Here is an 18014-nt window from a genome sequence, read left to right as displayed (position 1 = left end):
TAGATGCGAGTGCACACTACGCCAGCGTTGGTTGGAGCGTAACAAATTATCTCTGGCGTGGATATGATTTCGTATGGAACCGCTGGCTTCCGGCGGACCGAAATGGTTGCGGCGGCAATCGTCCGGCTGGACCCCACGGCATCTCCAGGGAAACCGAGCTCGGCCAGATCGAAGGCGGGTCGCGCCTTACGCTTTCTTTGATATGGGTTCTGGTGTAAAAATTGCGGCGGTCTTCGGAGAAACGATTTCCGGCGCATGAGCGGAACGGCGTCAGTCGGGCGGACACTTCGGCGACCTGAAGATTTCACGCGCCGAAACGAGCCCTTGCCATGAGCTACCGTCTCCTCCTGCGCATTGCTGTGGTCCTGCTGGTTTCCCTTTTCGGATCCCTCGGCGTTCGAGCCGCGGTCGAGGAAGGCCAGTCGCCACAGCCAGGCAAGCGGCTCGCGATCGTCATCGGCAACTCCGACCACCGGAGCCCCCGCCTCCCGCATCTGGCCAATGCTGCAAACGACGCGACCAGATTTTCTGAAAGCCTGAAGAGGCTGAAATTCGATGTGCTAACGGCAACCAACCTGTCGTCCGACGGGTTCACCGAGCTTTTCAAACAAGCCGAGGGCAAGTTGGCAGACGCCAGCGCTGTCCTCATCTTCTACGCTGGCCACGGCGTGCAACTCGGGGGCGAGAACTATCTTCTGCCGGTCGATACGCCCAACGCTGAGAACCTGCAGGAGTTGATCGCGGGCGCGGTCAAGCTCAACGATGTGATTTCGAGATTTGCCAGCCGTGAAAGGCAGACCTTCGTGTTTCTTGATGCCTGTCGTAACAACCCGATGGGCAAAGGCCCCAGCGCCATGGACGGCCTCGCGCAGATCGAAGTCGGTGAAAACACGTTCATTGCCTTTGCAACACAGCCTGGCAACGTTGCTGTCGACGGCTCGGGCGACAACAGCCCCTTCACCACGGCATTGTTGAAGAACGTCGAGATTCCCGGGCTCAGCATTTCGGATATGATGATCCGGGTGCGCAACGAGACCGAGGCAATCACCATCGGGCGTCAGGTTCCGTGGGATCAGTCGAACCTTCGCGAGCAGTTTTACTTCACCGAGCAGCAAGTGCTCGACCCGGCCCAGCTCAGCGCCAGCCTGTCGCGCATCCTGGCCGATCCTGCCGCCAAGGAGAGGTTGAAGGTCGAGCTCGCTTCCAACGACCTGCAGACGGCCGTGCTGATCGTTGGCCAGACATTGCGTTCGGTCGAGGTTTCGCCCTTACCCGACGCTGCGGCGAAGCCCGCCGGCACGCAGGTCGCCAGCCTTGAGGGGGCCAAGCAGAGCATCGTCTCCGGACTTGAAGCGCTGATCGTCGGTACTTCAGCGACTGAAACGGATTCCCAAAAAGCGACCGATCTCGCGCGCAGTATCCAGACCGAATTGCGACGTTTGGGCTGCTATCGGATGACAGTGGACGGAAGTTGGGGCAAGGGCTCCGTGCGCGCGCTCACCAACTACTACAAAAACACCGCGAGAACCGCATCCGCGACCGAGCCTACGGTTGAACTCCTGAGTGACCTGTTCCTGCACTCCGGGCGGGTTTGCAAGGATCCGGTGGTCGTGCGGAAGATCAAGCCGGCGAAGGTGGCAACAGAGGCGGCTCCGGCGCGCAAGGGGGCGGGCAACCGAAAAGCCGCAAGGTCGCAGCAGCAATCGTCGCGCCCGGCTGCACCTCCGCCTGACATCAGCGGCGGCATTGGGATCGGCGGCGTTTTCTAGAGCGTTTCATGATTGAAACGGTTCTGTTTCCCCGTTGGAGAGTGGCGCAGGCATGCGCAGACTTCAAAAGTGCTACTATGTCGTTTGCGCGTCCTAAGACAAACCGGGCCATGACGACCGAGATGCCCCTGAAGAAACCACTGCACCGCCACATGCAGTTCGCGGTGTCGGCCTGTATCGGTGTAGTGGCACTGGCGATCGCGCTGGTCTTGCGCACTCCGCTCGCCTTTTCGATCGGCGCCAATGCGTTTTTCGCCGCCTACACCGTCATTGTCGTCGCCCAGATGCCGCTGCTCACCGGCCGCTATCTGAGCAAGAACGCGCGGGCCACCGACCAGCCGGTGCTGGTCATCTTTGCGGTGACGCTGATTGTCGTCACCGTTGCCATCATCTCGCTGTTCCAATTGATCAATCGGGAGGGCAGCGCGCACCCTGTCGAACTCACCTTCGCGCTGCTGTCGATCCCGCTCGGCTGGTTCACCATCCACGCCATGACAGCGCTGCACTACGCGCATGTTTACTGGGTCAACGATGAAGAGACCGACCCCGGCAGCAAAGCGAAGCAGAAAAAGCCCGTCGGCGGCCTCGTATTTGCCGGTAAGGAGCGGCCGGAGGGCTGGGATTTCCTCTACTTCTCGACCACCGTCGGCATGACCTCGCAGACCTCCGATACCGCGGTCTCGACCACGCAAATGCGCCATATCGTGCTTTTGCATTCGATCCTGTCGTTCTTTTTCAATACAGTGATAGTCGCCGCCGCGGTCAACCTCGCCGTCAGTTTCGGAAGCCAGTAGTATCGGGCGGCCCGTAATATTTCCGTGATCGGATGAAACATCGCTTTGGCTGGCAACGTATAGGGAGGAGAACGATCGAAAAGGCCTACTGAACGGTCGGGAGGACGCGAAAGAATGGAATCGGTTGCCAGGAGCCAATCCACCGTCGGGCCAGATACTGCCCTCCCGAAAGATGCGACGCTGATCTACCGGCAGTCGCGCTGGACGCGGCTGACGCATTGGCTCTGGGCCATCTCGCTGTTCTTCATGCTGCTTTCCGGCCTGCAGATCTTCAACGCCCGCCCCCAGCTCTATATCGGCAAGGAGTCGGGATTTGCGTACAACAATACCGTCTTCGCCATTGGCGCCGAGAACACCGCAAACGGCCCGCGCGGCTACACCGAAATCTTCGGCAAACGCTTCGACACCACCGGTGTGCTGGGCTGGTCGGGGCCGGCGGGTCGGGAGACGTCGCGCGCCTTCCCGTCCTGGGCGACGATCCCCTCCTATTATGACCTCGGCACCGCCCGCGTCGTCCATTTCTTCTTCGCCTGGATACTGACCACGACACTGGTCGTCTGGCTGGTCGCCAGCCTGATCAACGGTCATCTGCGCCGCGATCTTGTCCCGCGCATCGACGATCTCAGGCGCTTGCCGCGAGACATCGTCGATCATGCCAGGCTCAAGTTCCACCATGCGCGGGAGTACAACACGCTGCAGAAGATGGCCTATGGCGGCGTCATGTTCGTGCTGCTGCCGCTGATGATAATCACCGGCCTTGCCATGTCACCGAGCATGAACGCGGTGCTGCCGTTCCTCAACGATCTGCTTGGCGGCCGGCAGACGGCGCGGACAATTCATTTCATCGTGATGCTGCTGCTCGTCGCCTTCTTCATCATCCATATGCTGATGATCTTCGCCGCCGGCCCGATCAACGAGTTGCGTTCCATCATCACCGGCTGGTACCGAACCGACCCGCCGGCGCCTGGCAGCAAGACGCCCGAGAGGAGCGCGTGAGATGGCGAAGTTTGTGATCAGCCGCAGAAAATTCCTGACCTCGGCCAGCCTCGGCGTCTCCGGCATCATGCTGTCGGGTTGCGATGTCTTCGACAGCCAGCTTGGCGTCGGCGACGGCCTGCGCAGTTTCCTTGAAGGCGCCAACGGGCTGACCTGGCGCGCGCAACGCCTGCTTGCCGGCGATTCGCTGGCGCCGGAATTCACCGAAGCCGACATTCGCCAGCCGCAGCGGCCGAACGGTGTCACCGCGCCGGACGACGATGTCTACAAGGGCCTGCTCGCCAACAATTTCGCCGACTGGCGGCTCGAGGTTTCCGGCCTTGTCGAAAAGCCGCTGACGCTGACCCGCGAGCAGCTGATGAACATGCCAAGCCGCACCCAGATCACCCGCCACGACTGCGTCGAAGGCTGGAGTTGCATCGCCAAATGGACCGGCACGCCGCTGTCGCTGGTGCTGGATCAGGCGGTGGTCAAGCCGCAGGCGCGCTACGTGATGTTCCATTGCCTCGACACGATCGACCGCAGCCTGTCCGGCGACATCAAATACTACGGGTCGATCGACCTGATCGATGCCCGTCACCCGCAGACGATCCTTGCCTATGGCTTGAACGGCAAGCCGCTGCCGGTCGAGAACGGCGCGCCGCTGCGTGTCCGCGTCGAGCGCCAGATCGGCTACAAAATGCCGAAATATCTCCGCAAGATCGAGCTGGTCGACGGTTTCGCTAATATCGGCGGCGGCAAGGGCGGCTACTGGGAGGACAATGGCTACGACTGGTACGGCGGCATCTGAGGCCATAGCTCCGCCATTTCCGATCAGTGTTTTAGCGCTTTTTGCTCAAGCGACCTTGTCGATCAGCGGCTTGAGCACCGGATGGATTTCCGGCGAGGCATGCTTGATCAGTGTCAGCAGCGCGCGCTCGTTCTCATGCAGCGGCCGGTCGCTGCCGATGCGCTCAGCCAGCCACTTCGCCTCGCTGGCGTCGATGGTTTCGGCGCGGCGGGCCAGCGCCTCGGCTGCCTTGTTCTTCGATTCCCATTCGGATTCGATATCGCCCGGCGCGCGATAGGCTTCCATGATGCCGGCGAGACCGCCCGATACCATGCGGCCGAAGAAGCCGCCGATCTCCGGATCGGCCTGATCCAGGAAAGAACCCCGGCGCAGCGCCACGGCAGGCATCGGCGCTTCATAGCCGGCCGAGCACATGACGAAATTGGCGATCGCCTTGACGAGCAGATCATTCCACGACGGATCGTTGTTGGCTGCCGCGGTCCGCTCGTTGATCTTGAACAGCATCTCGGCCTCGGCGCGGGTGATAGCAATGTTGCCGTCGCCGCCATGGGCGTAGAGAATGCGGCGCAGAAGCTCGACCTCGGCTTTGGCGATCAGGCCGGGAACCAGCTTGCTGCCGTGCATCAGCGGCCCCTTGCCGTCGATGACGGCATGGGCGACCTGCTCCAGCGCATAGGCGCAAAGCCCGTCCGGCGAGGATTTCGCCTTTTCCAGCACATGCACCAGCAATTCGAGTTCGGTCCGGCTGTCGACCATGCCGTCGCGCGAAATCGCTCGGACCAGCCAGTCGGCATTGTCCTGCGAGATATAGCCCGCCGGCTTTTCCTGATGAACGATGAAGTCGGTGACGGCTTCGATGAAAAAGTCCGGCCATTCCGCGCATTTGTGCTTGGCCGTTGCGTCGAGCGCAAACAGCGCCTCGGCCTCGCCGCGCGTCACCACACCATCGCAGAACACTTCGCGACGCAGCATGACGACATCCTCGGCCGTGATGCGGTCCTTCGAGGTCATGATCAATCCGCCCATTTTCGTTCCCCGTCCAAACGTCGTTTGGACCCGATATATCGGCAGTGTCTTGAGAAACCGGCAAACCGCGTGGTTAGCGAAGACTTGTCGGTAAGGTGTCGCTGGCAGGTGACAAGGTGTCGCCCACAGGCTATGGATGAAGAGTCGAGGGCTCAAATTGAGTCCTACCTGTTTGCGGGAGAGAGCAGCGAGAGCTGCCGCCGAAGGGGAAATCGCCCGAAATCTCTCAGGCAAAAGAACCGTAGACGGGAAAGACACTCTGGAAAGTCGGGGCTTGCCCCCGCGCCGAAGGTGTAAGCGCTGCCGACAGAGTTACGGGGCGCGAGTCTCTCAGGCTTCAGACAGAGGGGCACGGACTGGTCGCCATTCGCGGCCGATTGCGTGCGACTCTGGAGATGACATGACGGGCGACGACACCAAACACCTTCCCCTCGAAGACCTGCACGTGGCCGCCGGTGCGCGCTTTGGCGCCTTCGCCGGCTGGTCGATGCCGCTGACCTATCCGGCCGGCGTGATGAAGGAGCACCTTCATACCCGCGAACATGCAGGGCTGTTCGACATCTCGCACATGAAGCTGTTCGAGATCAGTGGCTCGGGCAGCGTCGCGCTTCTGAACCGAGCCTGCCCGTTAGACGCCGGCGCGCTTGAGATTTCCCAGTCCAAATACACGTTCTTTCTCAATGAAGCCGCCGGCATTATCGACGATCTGATCGTCACCAGGCTTGGCCAGCAACGCTTCATGGTCGTCGCCAATGCCGGCAATGCCGAAGCCGACGAAAAGCAGTTGCGCGCCCTTGCCATGGATTTTGAGGCAAAGGTCGACGCACTCGACCGCGTCTTCCTGGCGATCCAGGGCCCGGAAGCCTGGGCCGCCTTGTCCCGCGCCGGCATTGAAACCGGATCGCTGCTGTTCATGCACGGCTTTGAGCCCCGCGAAAACTGGTTCATGAGCCGGTCGGGCTATACCGGTGAAGACGGATTCGAGATCGGCCTGCCGGAAACGGACGCGCGAAATCTCGTCGCCAAACTGGTCGAGGACGAGCGCGTGATGTGGGTTGGGTTGGCCGCCCGCGACAGCCTGCGGCTCGAAGCAGGGCTGTGCCTGCACGGGCTGGACATCACGCCTGAGATCGACCCGGCCAGCGCCGGGCTGATGTGGGCGATCCCAAAGGAGGTTCGCGCCTCGGGCGCTTTCATGGGCGCCGACGCATTGCGTTCAATCCTGGAGCGCGGCCCGGCGCAGAAACGCGTCGGCCTGAAGCCGGAAGGCCGCCAGCCGGTGCGCGCGGGTGCAGCCCTTTTCGACGCCGACGGCAATCCCGCCGGCCACGTCACCTCCGGCGGCTTCGGCCCCTCGGCCGCCCATCCGGTCGCCATGGGTTATGTCCAGACGTCGCTGGCCAAACCTGGCGCAAAACTCTTCGCCGACGTTCGCGGGACCAAAATCCCGGTCGATATCAATCCCCTGCCCTTCACGCCGCATCGCTACCGCAAAGGATGAACCTTCTCATGGCAAAAACCTATTTCACCGAAGATCACGAATGGCTCCGCGTCGAAGGCGGTGTCGCCACCGTCGGCATCACCGACTACGCACAGGAGCAGCTCGGCGATCTCGTCTTCGTCGAATTGCCGGAGCTTGGGAAAAAGCTGGTCAAGGGCGATACGGCCGTGGTGGTCGAATCCGTCAAGGCGGCATCGGACGTCTATGCACCGGTCGACGGCGAGGTCACCGAGGCCAACACCTCGCTCTCGTCGGACCCGTCTTTGGTCAATTCGGCAGCGACCAGCGACGGCTGGCTGTGGAAGATGAGGCTGGCCGATGAAAGCCAACTCGAAGGTCTCCTGGATGAGGCCGCCTACAAAGCCCATATTGGTTGATAGAAGGACCAGGAAAGATGACTGCAGCACCCTACTCCTTCTCGGCCCGCCATATCGGCCCCGGCCTCAATGACGTCAGAGCCATGCTGGCGACGATCGGCGTTCCCTCGGTCGAGACGCTGATCAGCCAGGCTGTGCCGAAATCGATCCGACTCGACCGGCCACTGGCCTTGCCGGCCCCGGCGAGCGAAGCGGAGGCGCTGGCCGAGCTTTCAGCGACAATGGCGAAAAATACAGTTCTGAAAAGCTTCATCGGCGCCGGCTACCACGGCGTCCAGGTGCCGCCGGTCATCCAGCGCAACCTGTTCGAGAATCCGGCCTGGTATACGGCTTACACGCCCTACCAGGCCGAGATCAGCCAGGGCCGGCTCGAAATGCTGTTCAATTTCCAGACGCTGGTCACTGAGCTGACCGGCCTGCCGGTTGCGTCGGCCTCGCTTCTCGATGAAGCGACGGCGGTGGCCGAGGCGGTCGGTATTGCGTTACGCCATCATCGCGACAAGCGGACGAAGGTAGCGCTGGCCGGCACGCCGCATCCGCAGACGCTCGACGTCGTGCGCACCCGCGCCGAACCGCTCGGCATCGAGGTCGACGGCGACACCATCGACGACAACACTGCAGCACTGCTGGTCTCCTGGCCCGACACGTTTGGCGTCTATGGCGACCACAAGGCGGCAATCGACAAAGCCCGCGCCACCGGCGCGCTGGTCGTCTTCATTGCCGATCCGCTCGGGCTGACGCTGACCGACGCGCCGGCAAGGCTTGGCGCCGACATCGCCGTCGGCCCGATGCAGCGCTTCGGTGTGCCGATGGGCTTTGGCGGGCCGCATGCCGCCTATTGCGCCGTTTCCGACAGGCTGACGCGGCTGATGCCCGGCCGCCTTGTCGGCCAGTCGACCGACAGCAAGGGCCGCGCCGGCTATCGTCTTGCGCTGCAGACGCGCGAACAGCATATCCGCCGCGACAAGGCGACCTCCAACATCTGCACCGCGCAGGCGCTGCTCGCAAACATGGCGACGGCCTATGCGATCTGGCACGGCCCTGTCGGGCTGCAGGCGATTGCCGGCCGAATCCATTCATTGGCCAACCGGCTGGCAACCGGTCTCACCGCGTCAGGAATTTCGGTGCTTGGCGCAAGCCGCTTCGACACGGTGACGGTGGAAGTGAAAGGCAGAGCCGGCGCAATCGCCGCCGCTGCTGAAAAGACCGGCCGATTGCTGCGCGTCATCGACGCCGACCACATCGGCATCAGCTTCGACGAGACCTCGACCGATGCCGATCTGGACGCCATCTCAGCACTGTTCGGCGCCGAGGCAGGCGCTGCTGGCACCAGCACCACTCCGGGCAAGCCACGCGGTAAGGCGTTTCTCAGCCAGCCGGTCTTCCACGAAAACCACTCGGAAACGGAGATGATGCGCTTCTTGCGCCGGCTGGCCGACAAGGACCTGGCGCTCGACCGCGCCATGATCCCGCTCGGCTCCTGCACGATGAAGCTCAACGCCGCCGCCGAGATGATGCCGGTGAGCTGGCCAAGCGTCGCCAATCTGCATCCATTCGCGCCGGCCGAGCATTCGGCGGGCTATCGCGCGATGGTCGGCGAACTGGAAGGCTGGCTGTCGGAGATCACTGGCTTCGATGCGGTAAGCCTGCAGCCCAATGCCGGCAGCCAGGGCGAGTATGCCGGGCTGCTCGCCATTCGCGGCTATCACCGCTCGCGCGGCGAAGGCCACCGCACCGTCTGCCTGATCCCGTCATCCGCGCATGGCACCAATCCGGCGAGTGCGGCGATGGCCGGCATGAGCGTCGTCGTCGTGCGCTGCACCGAGGATGGTAATATCGATATGGACGATATGAGTGCCAAAGCCAATGAGCATTCCAAGAATCTCGCCGCGCTTATGTTCACCTATCCCTCGACGCATGGCGTATACGAGGAAGGCGCGCGCCATCTCTGCGCCCTCATTCACGAGCATGGCGCCCAGGTCTATTTCGACGGCGCCAACCTCAACGCCTTGGTCGGCCTCGCTCGCCCCGGCGACATCGGCGCCGATGTCTGCCACATGAACCTGCACAAGACCTTTTGCATCCCGCATGGCGGCGGCGGTCCCGGCGTCGGCCCGATCGGCGTCAAGGCGCATCTGAGACCGTATCTGCCCGGCCACGTCACCGAAGGCTCGGGTCATGCCGTGTCGGCCGCACCATTCGGCAGCGCTTCGATCCTGCCGATCACCTGGATGTATATCCGCATGATGGGCGCTTCCGGCCTCAAGCAGGCCACCGAGACGGCGATCGTTTCCGCCAACTACGTGGCGACGCGGCTCGCGCCGCACTTCCCGCTCCTCTACAAGGGCAGGCACGATCGCATCGCCCATGAGTGCATCCTCGACACCCGCGTGCTCAAGGAGAGCTCCGGCATCAGCGTCGACGATATCGCCAAGCGGCTGATCGATTATGGTTTCCATGCGCCGACCATGTCGTTTCCGGTGGCCGGCACGCTAATGGTCGAGCCGACCGAGTCCGAGCCCAAGAGCGAACTCGATCGCTTCTGCGAGGCGATGATCGCGATATCAGGCGAGGCAGCCAAGGTGGCGAAAGGCGAATGGCCCCTGGCCGACAACCCGCTGGTCAATGCGCCGCATACCGCGGCCGAGGCGCTGGCCGGCCAGTGGATCCATCCCTATTCGCGCCTGGAGGCGGCCTACCCGGCCGGTGATGCCGACACATCAGCCAAATACTGGCCGCCGGTGTCGCGCATCGACAATGTCGCCGGCGACCGCAACCTCGTCTGCTCCTGCCCGCCGCTGTCGGAATATCTGGGGGCGGCGGAATAGCAATCAGGCAGAACGCAAGGCCGGCGCGTCGGCCTTGCTCGTCTTCTGGGCGACGACGCGATTTCGCCCGGCGCGCTTTGCCGCATAGAGTGCGGCGTCGGCTTCGGCCAGCACACGGTCGAGACTGGTCCCATCCGTCCCGCCAAAGCCGATGCCGCCACTGACTGTGCTGCGCAACGGACCAAGCTGGGTGGCCACGACTTCCGTGCCGAAGGCGACGCTGATCTTGCTCGCAATGTCGTAAGCCTTCTCTTCAGTCATCCGCGACATGACGAGGACGAATTCCTCACCGCCCAGCCGGAAGGCGTCGACTCCGGTCCTGGCATATTTCCTGATGACAGCGGCGAAGCGGCGCAGAACCTGATCACCGACCGGATGACCGAATACGTCATTCGTTTTTTTGAAATGATCGAGGTCAAACATGGCGACGGACATGAACGGGCCGAAAACCCGCTCACCGTAGAACGCCGTCAACGCCCGCCGGTTCATCAGCCCGGTCAATGGGTCGGTCATGGTCTCGGCCTTCAATTCGATCTGCGCCTGCAAATGGTGCAGGGAGAGCGTCAGTGCCCCGAGCCCAGTCATGCAGGCGACCGCCACGACGGAATTCAACCGTTCGGCCCAGTTGTCGGGTGCAACGCCGAGCACCCAATGGCCCTCGACCAGCAGGACCGCGCCGCAAAGCACGAAGGACAGCGCACAGACGCCGCTCAGGAACGATACGACCAGCAATATCCGGCGATCGTGACCACCTTTGATCCAGAACATCACCCCGATAAGCGAGAGCAGCGCCGTTACCGTCGCGTAGGTGACGATGAAGCCGACGCCATCAAGGCCCAGCGACGTCGCGCCTGCGCAAACCGCCATCGCAGCCACGGTCGGCAAGATGGCGCGCCTGTAGTCGCGCACGCCGAGATACTGCATGGCCGACAGGCAGAGGGTCAGGAAGCCCAGGCTGAGAAGCGCAAGCACAATCTGGCAAAGCCACGGGCTGGGATGCCTGGCATAATGCCAGAACAAGACCACATGCGCGACGAGCACGAGAATGCCGCAGGCCACCGTCAGCACAAAGCGTGCCTGTGGCGCGGTGAACCAGATCGCAAACATGGTGAGGCTGAGGCACGTGCCCGACAGCGCCGCCGCGAGCAGGAGCGAACTGTAATCCAACATGCGCTAGCAGCAGCCTTTTCACGGGTTCTGCCGCATTCTAGGCCAGCGGCAGTGGACGGATACCGTTTTTCGGCCAACCTTCGGACGTAACCTTCGGACAAGGTTTACAAAGCGTCGATGCCCTCGACCCATTTCCGCCGCTTGGTTGTCGGATGGTTTTGCGGTAAGAGGCTCTATCCTCGAACGTAACAGGAACCTCCGTCGCCTGCCCGCAAAAAGCGTGGCAGTATCGGGTGGTGATTCGCAGCATCGGAATCCAGGACCAGCATGGACGACAGTAACGATCTTTTCGGCACTTTGGACAAGCAGCCGCAACCGGTTCGCGCAACCGCGCGCCCGGCCGACCCGCTGGTGCAGGCGGCGAAGCGCCCGGCATCCCGCGACGGCAGCGAGAGCTACAGTGCCGCCGACATCGAGGTTCTGGAAGGGCTGGAGCCGGTGCGGCGGCGACCCGGCATGTATATCGGCGGCACCGACGACAAGGCGATGCACCATTTGTTCGCCGAGGTCATCGACAACGCGATGGACGAGGCGGTCGCCGGCCACGCAACCTTCATCGATGTCGAGCTTTCCGCCGACGGATATCTGGCGGTCACCGATAATGGCCGCGGCATTCCGGTCGATCCGCATCCGAAATTCAAGAAGCCGGCGCTCGAAGTCATCATGACGACGCTGCATTCCGGCGGCAAGTTCGACAGCAAGGTCTACGAGACCTCGGGCGGCCTGCACGGGGTCGGCGTCTCCGTCGTCAACGCGCTGTCAGACCATCTCGAGGTCGAAGTCGCGCGTGGCCGCCAGCTCTATCGCCAGCGTTTTTCGCGCGGCGTTCCGGTGACCGGTCTGGAGCAACTCGGCGAAGTGCACAACCGGCGCGGCACTAAGATCCGCTTCCATCCCGACGAGCAGATCTTCGGCAAGGGTGCGGCATTCGAGCCGGCGCGGCTCTACCGCATGACGCGCTCGAAGGCCTATCTGTTCGGCGGCGTCGAGATCCGCTGGACCTGCGATCCGTCGCTGATCAAGGAGAAGGACACGACGCCGGCCAAGGCCGAGTTCCATTTTCCCGGTGGCCTCAAGGACTATCTGAAAGCCTCGCTCGGCGACGAATTCCAGGTCACCCGCGAAATCTTTGCCGGCAAAAGCGACAGGCAAGGCGGCCACGGTTCGCTCGAATGGGCGGTGACCTGGTTCGGCGGCGACGGGTTCCTCAATTCCTACTGCAACACCATCCCGACCGGCGAAGGCGGCACGCACGAGGCCGGCTTCCGCAATGTTTTGACACGCGGCTTGCGTGCCTATGCCGATCTGGTCGGCAACAAGCGCGCTTCAATCGTCACGTCGGAAGACGTCATGATCTCGGCGGCAGGCATGCTGTCGGTGTTCATCCGTGAGCCGGAATTCGTCGGCCAGACCAAGGACAGGCTGGCGACGATCGAGGCGATCAGGATCGTCGAGACCGCCATCCGCGACCCCTTCGATCACTGGCTGGCCGACAATCCGCAGGAAGCCTCGAAGCTGCTCGAATGGGTGATCGCACGTGCCGACGAACGGGTGCGCCGCCGCCAGGAAAAGGAAGTGTCGCGCAAGAGCGCGGTGCGCAAGCTGCGCCTGCCCGGCAAGCTCGCCGACTGCACGCAGAATGCCGCGGCCGGCGCAGAACTCTTTATCGTCGAGGGCGATTCGGCCGGCGGCTCGGCGAAACAGGCGCGCGACCGCGCCAGCCAGGCGGTGCTGCCGCTGCGCGGCAAAATCCTCAACGTCGCCAGCGCCGGCAACGATAAACTTGCCGGCAACCAGCAGATTTCCGACCTGATCCAGGCGCTTGGCTGTGGCACACGCTCGAAGTACCGCGATCAGGATTTGCGCTACGACCGGGTCATCATCATGACCGACGCCGACGTCGACGGCGCCCATATCGCTTCGTTGCTGATCACTTTCTTCTATCAGGAGATGCCGAGCCTGGTCCGCGGCGGCCATCTCTACCTGGCGGTGCCGCCGCTCTACTCGATCCGGCAAGGCGGCAAGGTCGCCTATGCCCGCGACGATGCGCACAAGGACGAACTTCTGCGCACCGAGTTCACCGGGCGCGGCAAGGTTGAAATCGGCCGCTTCAAGGGGTTGGGCGAAATGATGGCCGCCCAGCTCAAGGAAACCACCATGGACCCGAGAAAACGCACGCTGCTCAGGGTCGATGTGATCGACGCCGAGGCGGCGACCAAGGATGCGGTCGACGCGCTGATGGGCACCAAGCCGGAAGCCCGCTTCCGCTTCATCCAGGAACGTGCGGAGTTTGCCGAGACGGAAGTGCTGGACATCTGAGCGTCTTCTGCTCGGCGAACCGCAAACGGGCGGCCGTCACTGTTGCTAGGCAGTATGTGGCTGGCATCACCGAGCGAAGCGAGGCGGCCGACATGTCGCAGATCGCAGCCTCTCTGTGGATTATCGCCGCGATCGAGGATTTCCTGGATTTTTCGCGAAGGTCTAAGCCGCAGCGATCGCCAGCGCATGGCCACGCGCGTTTTCGCGCAGCGCATCGAGATGGATCGATTTGACCAATCCGGCGAGACCGCCTTCGGCGGACTGCCCGCCCAATTCCTTCAGCATTAGCCAACTGACTTCCTGGACGCCGGCGAGGCGCTTGCCATTGGCGACCTCGCGCCAGATCTTTAGCGCGCGCAGGATGATCGCGTGCGTGGCCGCGGCAAGGCCGGCGCTGCGGAACAGCGCCTGCAGCGCCACGTCATGCCCGCCGGCCAGCAAGGCCCTCACCCGTTGTTCGGATTGCTGGCTGAGCGCGACCAGCGCCGAGCCGAAGAAGTCGACCTTGCCATGCGCGATGGTGCGAATGATGAAGCTTGCGGTCAGGTCGCCGCGCAGGCGCAGATGCTCGATGAGCGCCGCATGTTCCTCCTGGCGCGTGCCTTCGATCAGCGTCATGGAAGCTTTGACGCAGGCGTCGCGCATGACGCGCTCGGTTCTGGCACGGCCCATCAGCGCCACCACCAGCGGCGAGCCTTTAAGCGTTTCACCAAGTTTTATCAGCAGCATATGCCGGCAGTCGGCAGGCAGGCGCGCATCGGAAATCAACGCTTCGCGCACCGAAGGCAGATGGCCATGGCGTTCGGCGATACGGCGGAAGCTGAGCGAAGCGATGTCGGCGCCGCTGTTGGCGAGAAGCGTGGCGCAGGCTTCCGGCTCGCCGATTTCGGCGATCGCCGCTGCGACCGTCAGGGAGACACGCGCACGATCGGCGATCAGTTTCTGCGTCGCCTTTTGGCCACCGGCAACGCGGTCGATCAGATCGGCATCGGTGAGCATCGGCGAACGTGCCAGCACCAGGCTTGCAACTTCCGGTTGATCGGACGCCAGCGCGCTGATGATCTGCAGCGGCGCGTGATGGCTCATCGACAGCGCTTCTGCAATCGCCAGCCGCACTTTCGACGAGGCATCGTCGAGCAGCAGCGTCAGCGCGGCCTCCGCCGCGCAGCGGTCCTCGAAAGGCAGATCGGCATTGATGTAGGCGCGAGCCAGAGCGCCTGCCGCAGCGGCGCGCTCCGAAACCCTCGCCGTGTAGATCCATTTTAGGAAATGCGAAACAACCATGCCGTCCGCTGCGCCCCTAACCCGAGTCCGTTCCCGCCCCGGTGAAGACCGTAGGCAGAAATGGTTTACGAACGGTTCACCATGTTTGTTAACTGGCTTGCGAGCGCGGCATGCAGCGCCTATCAACCCTTAGGGCGACGTGCGTCCATTCGGACGCACAAAGTACGCTCTAACACTTTGAATCTTCGCATCGTGCTTTCCGAAAAATCGATTCCGATTTTCGGGCCGATGCGGCCGCGGAGGACATCGACCATGGCCGGGCTTTATCTGGAAGAGTTCGTCGTCGGCCATATCTTCCGGCACACGCTGCGGAAAACCGTCACTGAAAGCGACAACATGCTGTTTTCGGTAATGACGCTGAACCCGCAGCCGCTGCACATCGACTTCGACTTCGCCGCCAAAAGCGAATGGGGCAAGCCGCTGGTCAATTCGCTGTTCACGCTGGGCCTGATGATCGGCATTTCGGTGAACGACATCACCGTCGGCACCACCATCGCCAATCTCGGCATGAAGGAGACGGTGTTTCCACATCCGGTCTTCCACGGCGACACGATCCGCGTCGAGACGACGGTGGTGTCGGTGCGCGACTCCAGGTCGAAGCCGGACCGCGGTATCGTCGAATTCGAGCACCGCGCCTACAATCAGAATGACGTGCTCGTTGCCAAATGCACGAGGCAGGCGATGATGATGAAGAAGGCGGCCTGACCGATGCGCTCGCTGCTGTTCGTTCCCGGCGATTCCGAAAAGAAGCTGGAAAAGGCGTTTGGCGCGGGCGCCGACGTGGCCATCGTCGATCTTGAGGATTCGGTAGCGCCACAAAACAAGGCCTTGGCACGCGACATCGCCTCACGCTTCATCACCGAACACAGGCATCAAACCAGATCCGCAATCTATGTCCGCATCAACGATCTCTCGACCGGCCTGACCGATGACGATCTGGCGGCACTCGTGCCAGTGAAACCCGACGGCATCATGCTGCCGAAGTCGAACAGCGGCCAGGATGTCCAGCATCTCTCGGCAAAGCTTAGGGTGCACGAGGCCGAAAACGGCCTGCCGGATGGTGCGATAAAAATCCTGCCGATCATCACCGAAACCGCTGCCGGCGTGCTGGCGGCCGCGACCTACGCCAACGCAAGTGCGCGGCTTGTCGGCGTGACCTGGGGTGCGGAAGATCTATCGGCAGCAATCGGTGCGCGCACGGCGCGCGACGAGAATGGCCGCTACGCCGATGTGTTCCGCTTCGCCCGCACCATGACCATCCTTGCGGCGGCTGCCGCGGAAGTCGCGGCGATCGACACGGTTTTTCCGCACTTTCGCAACATGGCCGGCTTCGAGGCGGAATGCGCCGAGGCAGAGCGCGACGGCTTCACCGGCAAGATGGCGATCCATCCGGTGCAAGTGCCGGTCATCAACGCCGCCTTCACGCCGTCGGCTGAGGCGGTGAAACACTCCCTGGTCATCGTCGAGGCATTCGAGGCGGCTGGAAATCCCGGTGTCGTCGGCATCGATGGCAAGATGTACGACCGGCCGCATCTGCGGCTGGCAGAGCGACTTCTGGCGCGAGCCAGAGCGGCAGGGATTCCGGCCTAGAGCGGGCTTTCTGCGGGATATGCTAACTTTGGGGTGTCCTATAACTCGCCGGCAGCAGAGGTCATTCGGGTAACTTTCTCGGCAGCCAGAGCCACGCGATGATGCCAGTTGCAAGCGTCAGCAGACCGCCGGCGCCGACCGCGACATGTAACCCGGTGAGGAAGGCTTCGTTGGCCCGCACGATAATTTCAGGGTCCGACTGATCGAGTGTTTCGTTGAGCGTGCCGGCCACGCCGGGACCCAACAGCCGGAAGCTCAGCGCGGCCAACGATCCGAGCAGGGAAATTCCCAGCGCGTTGCCCAGTTCGTTGCTGGTCTCGGCGATCGAACTCGCCGCACCGGCTCGTTCGACAGGAACGGCCGACACTGCTATCTCGGCCACCAGGCTAAAGGATAACCCAAATCCGACGCCAGCGATCATGGCCGAGGCGATGAAGGCCGCGATTCCGACCTCGGTGGTCGTGAACAGCAGCAGGAGGACGCCGACGCTGATGAGCAGATGTGTGGCAACAAGGGCAGTTTTGCGGCCTATCCGCTCCACGATGCGAGCGGTGCCCACGCAAGTCGCCGTTAGCACGATCGCGCCTGGCAACGTCAGCAGCGCAGCATTGAAAACATCAAAGCCCAGCACCGATTGCAGATAGATGCCCGACAGATATCCGGTAGCCGACCAGACAACCAGCGTAAGAAGGCCGGTTAAGATGGCGATTGAGAAAATGGGGTCCCGGAATAGGTCCAGGTCGAGCAGCGGGTAGTCAACCCTGCTCTGTCTGCGCACGAACAGCCCAAGGGCAAGGATGCCGACGATCCCGATGGTCAACAGTGTCGGCGTGAAGCCATGGGCCGCCGCGCTCTTGAGCGAATATGTGAACAACAGGATACCTGCGAAGGACAACATGAGGCTCACGAGATCGATTCGCCCGTAGGTAGTCGAACGCACCTCCTGCAGCAGTACCGGTGCAGAGATCAGGAAGCCGATCACGACGGGGACATTGATCAGAAACACGGCGCCCCATTCGAATTGCCGCAATAGCAGCCCGCCGATGACGGGCCCGATGGCGAAACCAGCCGCAAAAGTCGCCGCGAAAATGCCGATCGCCTGAGCGCGCGTTCGCGGATCGGGGAATAGGGAGCTCACGATCGCCAGCCCGGACGGCAATAGTGTCGCGCCGCCCAGTCCCATAACGGCGCGCGAGGCGATCAGGCTTTCAGGCGTTTGCGAATAGGCTGCGCCGAGCGATCCAGCACCGAAGACCATCGCGCCGATCATGATCAGCTTCAGCCGCCCGTAACGGTCGCCGATATTGCCGAAGGCGATCAGCAGCGACCCAACCACGAAACCGTAGATGTCGAGAATCCAAAGTGCTTGGTCGGCGGTCGGCGTGATGGCCGAGGTCACACGCGGCATGGCGAGATAGAGTATCGAGCCGTCCATAGCTACGAGCAGGACCAGGGGCAAGACGGCCATGAGGCCCAACCATGCCCTGCGGTCGGTCGGGCGTGCAAGTGAAGTATCGGTCATAAGGCACACAAATCCTCTGCGTACGGCATGCTAAGGCGTGCCGCTTCG

General features: G+C 62.6%; 14 protein-coding genes and 1 riboswitch. Of the genes, 10 read left to right on the top strand and 4 right to left on the bottom strand.

Features of this window, described 5'->3' with window-relative positions:
- Positions 1-359: 359 nt before the first annotated feature.
- From IHQ72_RS19890 to IHQ72_RS19875, 4 genes are all read left to right on the top strand, one after another.
- Entirely contained in the window at positions 360-1769 is a 1410-nt protein-coding gene (locus tag IHQ72_RS19890; protein ID WP_258116701.1) for a caspase family protein, read from the top strand.
- A gap of 110 nt (positions 1770-1879) precedes the next feature.
- Positions 1880-2563, top strand: coding sequence for a DUF1345 domain-containing protein (locus IHQ72_RS19885; protein WP_258116700.1), 684 nt, complete (start codon positions 1880-1882; stop codon positions 2561-2563).
- Positions 2564-2677: 114 nt separating this feature from the next.
- A complete protein-coding gene (locus IHQ72_RS19880) occupies positions 2678-3559 on the top strand; it encodes a cytochrome b/b6 domain-containing protein (protein ID WP_258116699.1) in 882 nt (293 codons plus the stop codon).
- A 1-nt stretch (position 3560) separates the two neighbouring features.
- A complete protein-coding gene (locus IHQ72_RS19875; protein WP_258116698.1) occupies positions 3561-4349 on the top strand; it encodes a molybdopterin-binding protein in 789 nt (262 codons plus the stop codon).
- A 45-nt stretch (positions 4350-4394) separates the two neighbouring features.
- Here the strand turns inward: IHQ72_RS19875 and IHQ72_RS19870 are convergent, their stop codons facing one another.
- On the bottom strand, positions 4395-5375 hold the full coding sequence (locus IHQ72_RS19870) for a hypothetical protein (RefSeq protein ID WP_258116697.1): 981 nt from the start codon (positions 5373-5375) through the stop codon (positions 4395-4397).
- Positions 5376-5540: 165 nt separating this feature from the next.
- Positions 5541-5627, top strand: a riboswitch (glycine riboswitch).
- 148 nt (positions 5628-5775) lie between these two features.
- Between IHQ72_RS19870 and gcvT the strand changes: the two genes are divergently transcribed.
- Genes gcvT through gcvP form a run of 3 tightly spaced genes read left to right on the top strand, consistent with a single transcriptional unit; the run spans position 5776 to position 10081 of the window.
- Positions 5776-6876, top strand: coding sequence for a glycine cleavage system aminomethyltransferase GcvT (gene gcvT, locus IHQ72_RS19865; RefSeq protein ID WP_258116696.1), 1101 nt, complete (start codon positions 5776-5778; stop codon positions 6874-6876).
- 8 nt (positions 6877-6884) lie between these two features.
- Positions 6885-7253 carry a glycine cleavage system protein GcvH gene (gene gcvH, locus IHQ72_RS19860; RefSeq protein WP_095492592.1) on the top strand — a complete coding sequence of 123 codons (369 nt, stop codon included), beginning with the start codon at positions 6885-6887 and terminating at the stop codon, positions 7251-7253.
- Positions 7254-7270: 17 nt separating this feature from the next.
- Entirely contained in the window at positions 7271-10081 is a 2811-nt protein-coding gene (gcvP, locus tag IHQ72_RS19855; protein ID WP_258116695.1) for an aminomethyl-transferring glycine dehydrogenase, read from the top strand.
- A 3-nt stretch (positions 10082-10084) separates the two neighbouring features.
- Here gcvP and IHQ72_RS19850 read toward each other — a convergent pair whose 3' ends face one another.
- Complete coding sequence (locus IHQ72_RS19850) at positions 10085-11251, bottom strand: GGDEF domain-containing protein (protein ID WP_258116694.1); 1167 nt, start codon at positions 11249-11251, stop codon at positions 10085-10087.
- Between the two features lie 267 nt (positions 11252-11518).
- Between IHQ72_RS19850 and parE the strand changes: the two genes are divergently transcribed.
- Positions 11519-13570: a DNA topoisomerase IV subunit B gene (gene parE / locus IHQ72_RS19845; protein ID WP_258116693.1), complete on the top strand. Its 2052-nt coding sequence runs from the start codon at positions 11519-11521 to the stop codon at positions 13568-13570.
- 162 nt (positions 13571-13732) lie between these two features.
- Here parE and IHQ72_RS19840 read toward each other — a convergent pair whose 3' ends face one another.
- Positions 13733-14854, bottom strand: coding sequence for a DUF2336 domain-containing protein (locus IHQ72_RS19840; protein ID WP_258116692.1), 1122 nt, complete (start codon positions 14852-14854; stop codon positions 13733-13735).
- A 252-nt stretch (positions 14855-15106) separates the two neighbouring features.
- On the opposite strand from IHQ72_RS19840, the gene IHQ72_RS19835 reads away from it, so the two are divergent.
- Both IHQ72_RS19835 and IHQ72_RS19830 read left to right on the top strand, forming a co-directional pair.
- Positions 15107-15559, top strand: coding sequence for a MaoC family dehydratase (locus IHQ72_RS19835; RefSeq protein ID WP_258116691.1), 453 nt, complete (start codon positions 15107-15109; stop codon positions 15557-15559).
- Between the two features lie 3 nt (positions 15560-15562).
- On the top strand, positions 15563-16444 hold the full coding sequence (locus IHQ72_RS19830; RefSeq protein ID WP_258116690.1) for an HpcH/HpaI aldolase/citrate lyase family protein: 882 nt from the start codon (positions 15563-15565) through the stop codon (positions 16442-16444).
- Between the two features lie 61 nt (positions 16445-16505).
- Here the strand turns inward: IHQ72_RS19830 and IHQ72_RS19825 are convergent, their stop codons facing one another.
- Positions 16506-17966, bottom strand: a complete 1461-nt coding sequence (locus IHQ72_RS19825; RefSeq protein ID WP_258116689.1) for an MFS transporter — start codon at positions 17964-17966, stop codon at positions 16506-16508.
- Positions 17967-18014 lie beyond the last annotated feature (48 nt).

The organism is Mesorhizobium onobrychidis (assembly GCF_024707545.1).
GTDB classification, from domain to species: domain Bacteria; phylum Pseudomonadota; class Alphaproteobacteria; order Rhizobiales; family Rhizobiaceae; genus Mesorhizobium; species Mesorhizobium onobrychidis.
This window is presented reverse-complemented; position numbering and strand designations above follow the sequence as displayed.

Bases quoted from the DNA above. Each gene is read 5' to 3' on its own strand.
- IHQ72_RS19885 (WP_258116700.1), top strand. From the start codon at position 1,880: ATGACGACCGAGATGCCCCTGAAGAAACCACTGCACCGCCACATGCAG.
- IHQ72_RS19880 (WP_258116699.1), top strand. From the start codon at position 2,678: ATGGAATCGGTTGCCAGGAGCCAATCCACCGTCGGGCCAGATACTGCC.
- IHQ72_RS19875 (WP_258116698.1), top strand. From the start codon at position 3,561: ATGGCGAAGTTTGTGATCAGCCGCAGAAAATTCCTGACCTCGGCCAGC.
- IHQ72_RS19870 (WP_258116697.1), bottom strand. From the start codon at position 5,375: ATGGGCGGATTGATCATGACCTCGAAGGACCGCATCACGGCCGAGGAT.
- gcvT (WP_258116696.1), top strand. From the start codon at position 5,776: ATGACGGGCGACGACACCAAACACCTTCCCCTCGAAGACCTGCACGTG.
- gcvH (WP_095492592.1), top strand. From the start codon at position 6,885: ATGGCAAAAACCTATTTCACCGAAGATCACGAATGGCTCCGCGTCGAA.
- gcvP (WP_258116695.1), top strand. From the start codon at position 7,271: ATGACTGCAGCACCCTACTCCTTCTCGGCCCGCCATATCGGCCCCGGC.
- IHQ72_RS19850 (WP_258116694.1), bottom strand. From the start codon at position 11,251: ATGTTGGATTACAGTTCGCTCCTGCTCGCGGCGGCGCTGTCGGGCACG.
- parE (WP_258116693.1), top strand. From the start codon at position 11,519: ATGGACGACAGTAACGATCTTTTCGGCACTTTGGACAAGCAGCCGCAA.
- IHQ72_RS19840 (WP_258116692.1), bottom strand. From the start codon at position 14,854: ATGGTTGTTTCGCATTTCCTAAAATGGATCTACACGGCGAGGGTTTCG.
- IHQ72_RS19835 (WP_258116691.1), top strand. From the start codon at position 15,107: ATGGCCGGGCTTTATCTGGAAGAGTTCGTCGTCGGCCATATCTTCCGG.
- IHQ72_RS19830 (WP_258116690.1), top strand. From the start codon at position 15,563: ATGCGCTCGCTGCTGTTCGTTCCCGGCGATTCCGAAAAGAAGCTGGAA.
- IHQ72_RS19825 (WP_258116689.1), bottom strand. From the start codon at position 17,966: ATGACCGATACTTCACTTGCACGCCCGACCGACCGCAGGGCATGGTTG.